Below are 7,787 nucleotides of genomic sequence, written 5' to 3'. Positions count from 1 at the left end.
GTGTCGCAACTTAAACGTTAGGGTGAGATTGTGGTTGCTGGCAAGTCCTTTTTCTTTTCTAAAATAGGAGTGCAGAGTTGTGTACGTTTCCGTTGCACACTTCTGCACTCCTATTTTGCACTACACAGTCCCTTCCACTTTCTCTATAATTCTTCCCGTAATTGTCACTGGATACACATAAAAAAGAACGCTCATTTACGGAGCGTCCAACTTCTAAATTGCTTGATCAAACGAAGCCAACTTACGGTTAATTCGGATGGCATCCCTCACCGAATCACCTATTTTTGACCAATCGGAAAATATTCATTGATATCCTCGATGGACGAACGGTCTTATCACACATAAGTCTAGAGCTTACGTGAAATATCGGCCTAGGATAACGTATGGAGTCGAAAGGCGACCGTGGAGCAACATCCGAAAATTGAATATCAATGACTATACTCGAAGCATCCTAGGAAATTGACAGAGCGCTCGAGAAAGAGCAAACCAATGAACACAATCGATGATCAAATTCACGAGTGGGAGCCGATGATTCGTTACGTCATCCGCCACTTACACATCCATCCGAATGAACAGGAGGACTGCGCCCAAATCGCAAGGATCGCTTTATGGGAGGCATTGAACCGCGGCTGCACGTTATCGAAGACGTACTGCTTCCAACGCATCCGGGGAGCGATCTTGAACCACCAACAAAAGAACGCCCGTCACTTGAAACATGAAGTCGCCGCCGAACGCCTGCCCGAACAATGCATCGAGTCCGAGCGCCGCTTCTACGACTGGCTCGACGAACAACGGGTGTTGCTGTCACCACGCCATTTCGAACTCCTCTGCCACTTGATCGACGGGACCGAACAGACGTTGCCTTACTCCCCGAGCCGGCTCCGGGCGTACAAGGCGGACGTCCAACGCGAACTGCGAGAGGCAATCCAGATGAAGGAGTGAACACGATGAAAAAGATGTTGTTGAACGATGCAATCACTGTTTATTTGAAAGACTTGGAGCTACGACGTGAGAAACCCGAGACGACATTGAAATCGTACCGCAACACGCTGCGGCGCTTTGAACAGTTCGCGCTAGAGCGTGGTGCCGTCTATATCCAAGACGTCACCGAGAAGAAACATGCCGTCCCTTACAAACAATCCATCAATGACAAAGCTGACAATACGGTCCGGTCCTACATCATAGCGGTGTGACTGCTAAACTTAAAGGGCAACTGGCGACGACTACGACGCAACACTTTCCACAACAATCAATTCTTCGCTACACTGTTCTCAGAAACAGCGTCAGGGGAGGACACAAGGAGTGGACAAGTGGATGATTCACGGAAGCGTACATGAGATGAGAGCTAGAGGGTTCAACATCTCGCAGATTGCAGAAACATTGAACGTCAGTCGGAACAGGGTCTACAACTATCTGTCGATGGACCAAGAAACATTCCAGACGTGGGAACGTCAGAAAGCGAGACGTACACGAAAACTGGATCCCTATCGGGAAGAGATTTTGAAGTGGCTGCAAGAATATCCGACATTGAAGGCGTCGCAGATCGAGGATTGGCTCAAGGAGCGCTATCCAGAACTGCTGGTCGGAGAGAGCACAGTCAGGTTGTATGTCCGTGACCTGCGACGCGACCATGGAATCCGGAAAGTCGTGAAAGAACGGCAGTTCGTCGCGATCCCAGAACTTCCGCCAGGCAGACAGACACAGGTGGACTTTGGGATGGCCCGTCTGGGACATGAGGACGGGAGCGAGTCGATCGGTCGTTTCATTTCCTTCGTCCTCTCGCACTCACGTTATAAGTATGTAGAATGGCTCGACCGGCCGTTCACGGTCAAAGACATGGTGCGCTGTCACGAGAACGCGTTCCGCTTCTTCGGCGGGATGACGACAGAGATGGTCTACGACCAGGACGCGCTCATCGCGGTCAGCGAGAACGCCGGTGACCTCCTGTTGACGGAGGGCTTCCAGTCCTACGTGTCGTTCCGTGGATTCGATGTCCATCTGTGCCGTGCCCGAGACCCGCAATCCAAAGGGAAAGTCGAACGGGTCGTCCAGTATGTGAAAGGCAACTTCGTTCCGGGCCGTCGCTATCACGACCTCGCCGACTGGAACAAGCGGACCATCGAATGGCTCGACCGGACAGCCAATCATAAACGGCATGAGACGACAAAAAAGAGACCTTGCGAAGTGCACAGCCTGGAAAAGCAGCACCTGGACAAGATCTCTTCACCCGTCTCTTTCGAAACGAACCTTGTATCAAGTGTATCAAGAACCGTCCATAAGGACAATACCATCCGATACGCCGGTGCCCGATATAGTGTCCCGATTGGGACATATCAGGACAGAGAAAAACGAATCGTCCAGGTCTTGGAGCGTACGTCCGAAAACACACTGGTGATTGTCGACGACGAGACCGGCGAGATTATTTGCGAGCATGGGCTCGCGAGTGGGAAAGGCGAGCTCGTCCATGACGCCGATCACGGACATGACCAGACTAGACGTCTTCTGGCGCAGACCGAGGACCTCTATGCGCGATTCGGGGATGAGGAAAAAGCCAAGCTGTTCCTCGACCAGATCGTCATCCGATACCCACGGTATGTCAGGGACCAGTTCGATGTCATCCGCCGTCTGGACAGCTATAAAAAAGTAGATATCGTGGCCGAGATGACCCGGCTCTATGAGACGGGTCAGGTCAGCGCGAACCTTCTGGCACAGAATCTACATAGCGGTCGCGAAGGGGTTTCCGTCGCCATCCGGGAACTCGACCCCTATATCTCCTTGATGACGGGAGGCTTGAGATCATGAGCTCACATCCGATCGAGGGAATTCAAAAGACGGCGCGCACGCTCAGGCTCGTCGAGAGCGCCGCGGAGCTACCGACACTTTTGCGGAGGGCCGAGCAGGAGCGCTGGACCTATCATGAGCTCCTCCACGAGGTGTTCACTTACGAACAAGGTCGCCGGGAACAAAAGCTCCAGGACCGGCTGACCAAATGGGCGAACTTCCCTGTGGAGCGTAGCCTGGACGAGTTTGATTTGACTCACGTACGGTCATTCGGCATCCGCCAACTCAACCAGTTGCGCCAACTGTCTTGGCTCGACAGCCATCATAACCTGATCTTACTCGGTCCCCCAGGGACAGGTAAGACGCATCTGGCCATCGGTCTGGGAGCCGATGCGATCAAGAGCGGGCGCAAGGTGAGCTTTGTGACCATGGGGGAAGCACTTCACATCATGAAGACGCGCAACCTCATCCGTCGTTCCGAGGTCCGATACAAGCGACTCGTCGAGTCGGATTTGGTGATCCTTGATGACATGATGTACATGGCGATGGAACAACGGGAGGCCAACCTCCTGTTTCACCTGATCAACGAGCTGTATGAGCAAAGCTCGATCATCCTGACCTCGAACAAACGGCCCGAGAGCTGGGGCGACCTCGTCGGTGAGCAAGGGATCGTCACGGCAATCCTAGATCGGCTCCTTCATCGCGCCGAGATCATCCAGATGGACGAGGAGAGCTATCGAATGAGAAACCGCTCGGTCATCTTCGAGCCGGAGACGAAAGATATTTAGTCATCGGAAATTGTTGCGGCTAAATCATCGCAGATTGTCTTTTCATCTTGACGGTCACAAGCGGTGCGAAGTCTGTTCACGTTCGCGATGGAACGACGCTGGGTAAAACAAAACCCGTTCAGCCGGATCGTCACGCGCGAGAGCGTCCAAAAACAACCGACCATCCTCAGCCGTGATCAGCTGAACACCGTCCTGTATCACGCGCGGAACACGACGCTCTATACGATTTATCTCGTCGGGGGAGACGCCGGTCTCCGGATCAGTGAGATTTTAAAGTTGAAGCTTAATCATCTCGACTTCGAGAAGAACCTCCTGATCGTCTGGAAAGGGAAAGGCGCCAAAACGCGATTGATCCCGATGACGCCTCGACTCGCCCGAGAATTGAAGACGTACATCGAGAAGGACCGACCAAACGTCGGAGACTCCAACTATGTCTTTCTCATGCCGAGCGGCCGCGTCGTTCAGGCGAACTTTGTGAACGAGGACTTGAAACAGATCGCGAAAGCGCAACTCGGTCTCCACTTGACGAGTCATATGTTGCGTCATAGCTTTGCGACGACATTGTACGATCAAACGCAGAATATTTTGCTTGTCGGCAGCATATTAGGTCATAAATCGACCCAGACGACGGAGCGCTATTTGCATGTGTCACAAGAACAGAGTCGTAAAGCGCTTGAAGAGTTAAATGGATAAACAGTAATCATAAATGAGACTTGGAAGAATCTAACTAATCTTTCAAGTCTCATTTTTTGAGGATTTTTTTAAATAAAATTATTTAACTATTTGTTTGATACTTTTAGTTTATCTATTCACTTTTTCTAATATTCTCAAAATTAATATTACCAAAATGTAAGTAACTATTCCGAATATAACACTTAGAGAAATACGAAAAAAAACTGGAATTTCAACATAGTATGCAAAGTAAAGAACGGGAACACTCATAACTAATGAAGAACATGCAGATTGAATAAATTCAGAAGTAGGAAATTTCCATTTGAAAAACTCTCTGGAAAAGAAAATAATAAGTATCAATAGAACTAAATATGAAATTAATGTTGTGACACCAGCTGCTAAATATCCGTATGTGGGAATCAAAAGAATATTCAGAATTATATTCACGCCTCCACTAAACCCTACTAATTTTGCAATCATATAATTTTTACCGAAAAACTGAAAACTTGCATGATATCTTTGCTGTAACCCCAATAAAAATGCTCCTAAAGCTGCAAAAGGAATAATTATGTAACCCTGACTGTACCCAGCACCTAAAAAGGTTTCAGCTATCACTTTGGATAGAATACTCAATCCTATAACGGCAGGTAAGCAAACAATGATATAGTATCCAGCAACTTTCTCTAAAAATTCTTTTGCCTTTTCTTCGTTTTCATGTTCCCAAATTCTATTCACGATTGGTCCTGACGCCATTATAAAAATTCCTACAATCAGCATCATAACTTTATCTGCAATATCATAATTAGCAGTATAGATTCCTACCTCTTCTACTCCTCGATATATACTTAAAATATATCGATCAGATAAATTTAGTATCCATGCAGATAGGTTAACTATGACTAATGGGACTCCATAATCGCTAATCTTTTTGAAAATGTCTTTAGAGAAACTAATCTTCCATAATTTAACTGTCCCTTTTAGCTTGAAATACATAAATGGAAGGATAATTAGTAGCGATATTATGTATCCAATTAACATATTATTAATATTTTCAGATATTAATAATACAAATAAAATTCCAAAGGTTAGAGTAGTAACACCTTTCCATGATTCAAAGTAACTATAGTAGTTCACTTTCCTAACTACTCTGAAATATGTTTGCAAAGTATTAAATACTATTGTGAGAATAACAACAAAAAAAGCTAACCAGACTGTAAATTGATATTGTTCTGATATAATTTGATTTAATAATATAATCATAGACATAAATAAAAAAGAAATCGAAATAATTGTAAACCATAAAGAGAACATTATATTTTCATTAAACTTGTTTACTTTCTTTTCAACTTCATAATGAGGGTAATATCTAACTATAGACATCAATTGCCAATTACCCACAATTAGCATAATGTTTATAGTCGTTATTATGATTGAGTAAACCCCATAATCATTAGGTGAAAATAACCTTGTTATTACAGGTATTGCTATAATTCCTACTAAGCCCGGAAGTAATTTCGAAGGGATATATTTTACAAAGTCAAATATAAATTCTTTCATTTATGCACCTCTTTTCAAAGTACCATTTCAATTTTAAAATCCAAACCTTCCCCCAAACTCTCAAACGTAATTACTTTGCTACTCTCTAACACTCCATATGCTTTGCTAATTACAGTAGAATCAATACTATAATTACTTTGAGGATGAAGATTCCATAACTTAATTTCTACTTTTTCGTTTTTCAAATATATTGTTTTGTCATCATGACTTAAAATTTCAACTGCTGGATCTAATATAAATCTAGTCTGAACCAATAAACCGTTCTTATTATGTGAGCTTTCATTAAAAATAGTATCATTGATAAATATGCATTTTTTCTCAAGAGTAATCTTTCTTTGATGATAGACACCTAATTCAGAGTAATAACCTTTGTGATAACCCGAAAATTCATTTTCATCAAAAGTTAAACATTCTGAAAAAGTTTCTTCAGCCATATAAAAAAGTTCTTTTTCTTCAAAATTATTTTGTTCTTTATTATTAATTTGAACTGTGTTATGCATTCTTGTACTTCTAAAGAAGTTCCGCATTATATAGTCCGATGTGTAGGTGTATGTTCCTGGGTCAATGAAAAAATCTTTTCCTCCTACATTTAACTCAATACTTAATTGATCATTATGGCTATGTGTACCTTCTCCTCTAAATGATAATTCTCCACACCTTATTGATACATAGACACTTGAATTTCTTAGAATATAATAACCACCATGCTCGTATTTTTTAGATGTTAGCCTTGCAACTTTACCAGTATTTTCACTGTTATCAATTGATTTACTGTGAAGCCATAAAACATCATCACCATACTTCATTCCTATGTCCAGAAAATCATTTCTGTTAAAATAAATTCCGGCTATGATTAAAATATTATTAAAATCTCGTCTATCCCAAGAATAATATGAAGATAAAATCAAAAGTCTTCCATCATCTGCATCACCAATTATAGGTGAATTTCCATTCGGCTTAGTAATATAATAAATAAATTCCACCATGTCTTCGAGTTTCTTGTTGTAAAACTCACTTAAATTCACATTGTATTTTTTACATATTATTGCTGTGAAAAGAAAGAATTCGGTTACTAAACGGTGGTATGAAGTAGAAGCCTCGTAATTTGTACCATCAGTATTAGTCTGAACGATCATTTCATTTTCTATTTCCTTTAAACCTTTCTCTAACCACTTGTCATGATTGTTTAGAATGTTTTTATATTTGTATCCTTTAAAATACAATCCCAACCAAATCAAACCAACAATATTCGATAGATAGTGATTACCTGTAAAGTATCCTTTATTTTCAAGATTTTTAAAAATATAAATTCCATGTTGATATAAAGATGAATTAAAATTCTTCCAAAAATCGCTATTAATCGAAGGAGAATTTTTAAAAAAAGAGTATACAGCTATCCAGTTTACCGCCCGAATTGAGACATCCATTGTGCTTGTCCAATTAATCGATTCTTCATACGGATTTTCAGCTATCCAATCTTCAATTTGTTCTTTAAATTTCAGCGCATATTTTTCGTTGTTTGTTAAAAAATAAGCTTTTCCTAATGTAAATAAATGATGGAATCTAGACAATTCCCATGGTATTTTTACATCAGCTCTATTATTCAAATCTATTAAATTAATATCTTTATAGTATGTTCCATTTGGCCACGAAAAATTCGTTTTAAAATCAAAATTCCAAGGTATTTTATTATTAAACTGAACATCATTAGTACCCAACAAATTGAAGATATTTCTCTCCATTTTGTCAGCTTCTTCTATTATATTTGTAAATTCCTTACAATTTTCAATGTACCATTCCTGATTTCGAGATAAAAGATTAAAATCCGAAGAGAAACTCTCAAAATCCTCACTAATATTTCTTATTATTCTTTTTCTTTTCAATTGATGATAAATCGGGTTAATTGTTAGCTCTGAAAACCTAAACATTAATTGTTTTTTAGAGATTTTTTTTGCTCTTAGCAATAATCTTTCTATTTTTTTCATTTAG

7 protein-coding genes are annotated in these 7,787 nt (G+C 41.7%); 5 read left to right on the top strand and 2 right to left on the bottom strand.

The window, feature by feature from the left end; all coding sequences use genetic code 11:
• Nucleotides 1-489: 489 nt before the first annotated feature.
• The 5 genes from EVJ32_RS11625 (at nucleotide 490) to EVJ32_RS11605 (ending at nucleotide 4,262) form a co-directional block, all read left to right on the top strand.
• On the top strand, nucleotides 490-942 hold the full coding sequence (locus EVJ32_RS11625; protein ID WP_131458554.1) for a sigma factor: 453 nt from the start codon (nucleotides 490-492) through the stop codon (nucleotides 940-942).
• A gap of 5 nt (nucleotides 943-947) precedes the next feature.
• Nucleotides 948-1,193 (top strand): site-specific integrase, encoded by a 246-nt coding sequence (locus tag EVJ32_RS11620; RefSeq protein WP_131458553.1) that lies wholly within the window; start codon nucleotides 948-950, stop codon nucleotides 1,191-1,193.
• 109 nt (nucleotides 1,194-1,302) lie between these two features.
• Entirely contained in the window at nucleotides 1,303-2,802 is a 1,500-nt protein-coding gene (gene istA / locus EVJ32_RS11615; protein WP_131458552.1) for an IS21 family transposase, read from the top strand.
• Entirely contained in the window at nucleotides 2,799-3,569 is a 771-nt protein-coding gene (gene istB, locus EVJ32_RS11610) for an IS21-like element helper ATPase IstB (RefSeq protein ID WP_131458551.1), read from the top strand. Before istA ends, istB begins: the two co-directional genes overlap by 4 nt.
• Before the next feature lie 63 nt (nucleotides 3,570-3,632).
• Nucleotides 3,633-4,262, top strand: coding sequence for a tyrosine-type recombinase/integrase (locus EVJ32_RS11605; protein WP_131458550.1), 630 nt, complete (start codon nucleotides 3,633-3,635; stop codon nucleotides 4,260-4,262).
• A 108-nt stretch (nucleotides 4,263-4,370) separates the two neighbouring features.
• Here the strand turns inward: EVJ32_RS11605 and EVJ32_RS11600 are convergent, their stop codons facing one another.
• Nucleotides 4,371-5,798, bottom strand: a complete 1,428-nt coding sequence (locus EVJ32_RS11600) for a lipopolysaccharide biosynthesis protein (protein WP_131458549.1) — start codon at nucleotides 5,796-5,798, stop codon at nucleotides 4,371-4,373.
• Nucleotides 5,799-5,812: 14 nt separating this feature from the next.
• Nucleotides 5,813-7,783 carry an alginate lyase family protein gene (locus EVJ32_RS11595; RefSeq protein WP_131458548.1) on the bottom strand — a complete coding sequence of 657 codons (1,971 nt, stop codon included), beginning with the start codon at nucleotides 7,781-7,783 and terminating at the stop codon, nucleotides 5,813-5,815.
• Between the last annotated feature and the right edge of the window lie 4 nt (nucleotides 7,784-7,787).

This window comes from Exiguobacterium sp. SH5S4 (assembly GCF_004337045.1).
Taxonomy (GTDB): Bacteria; Bacillota; Bacilli; order Exiguobacteriales; family Exiguobacteriaceae; genus Exiguobacterium; species Exiguobacterium aurantiacum_A.
This window is presented reverse-complemented; position numbering and strand designations above follow the sequence as displayed.

Coding starts and splice junctions, on each gene's coding strand:
- istB (WP_131458551.1), top strand. CDS start 2,799: ATGAGCTCACATCCGATCGAGGGAATTCAAAAGACGGCGCGCACGCTC.
- EVJ32_RS11625 (WP_131458554.1), top strand. CDS start 490: ATGAACACAATCGATGATCAAATTCACGAGTGGGAGCCGATGATTCGT.
- EVJ32_RS11600 (WP_131458549.1), bottom strand. CDS start 5,798: ATGAAAGAATTTATATTTGACTTTGTAAAATATATCCCTTCGAAATTA.
- EVJ32_RS11620 (WP_131458553.1), top strand. CDS start 948: ATGAAAAAGATGTTGTTGAACGATGCAATCACTGTTTATTTGAAAGAC.
- EVJ32_RS11595 (WP_131458548.1), bottom strand. CDS start 7,783: ATGAAAAAAATAGAAAGATTATTGCTAAGAGCAAAAAAAATCTCTAAA.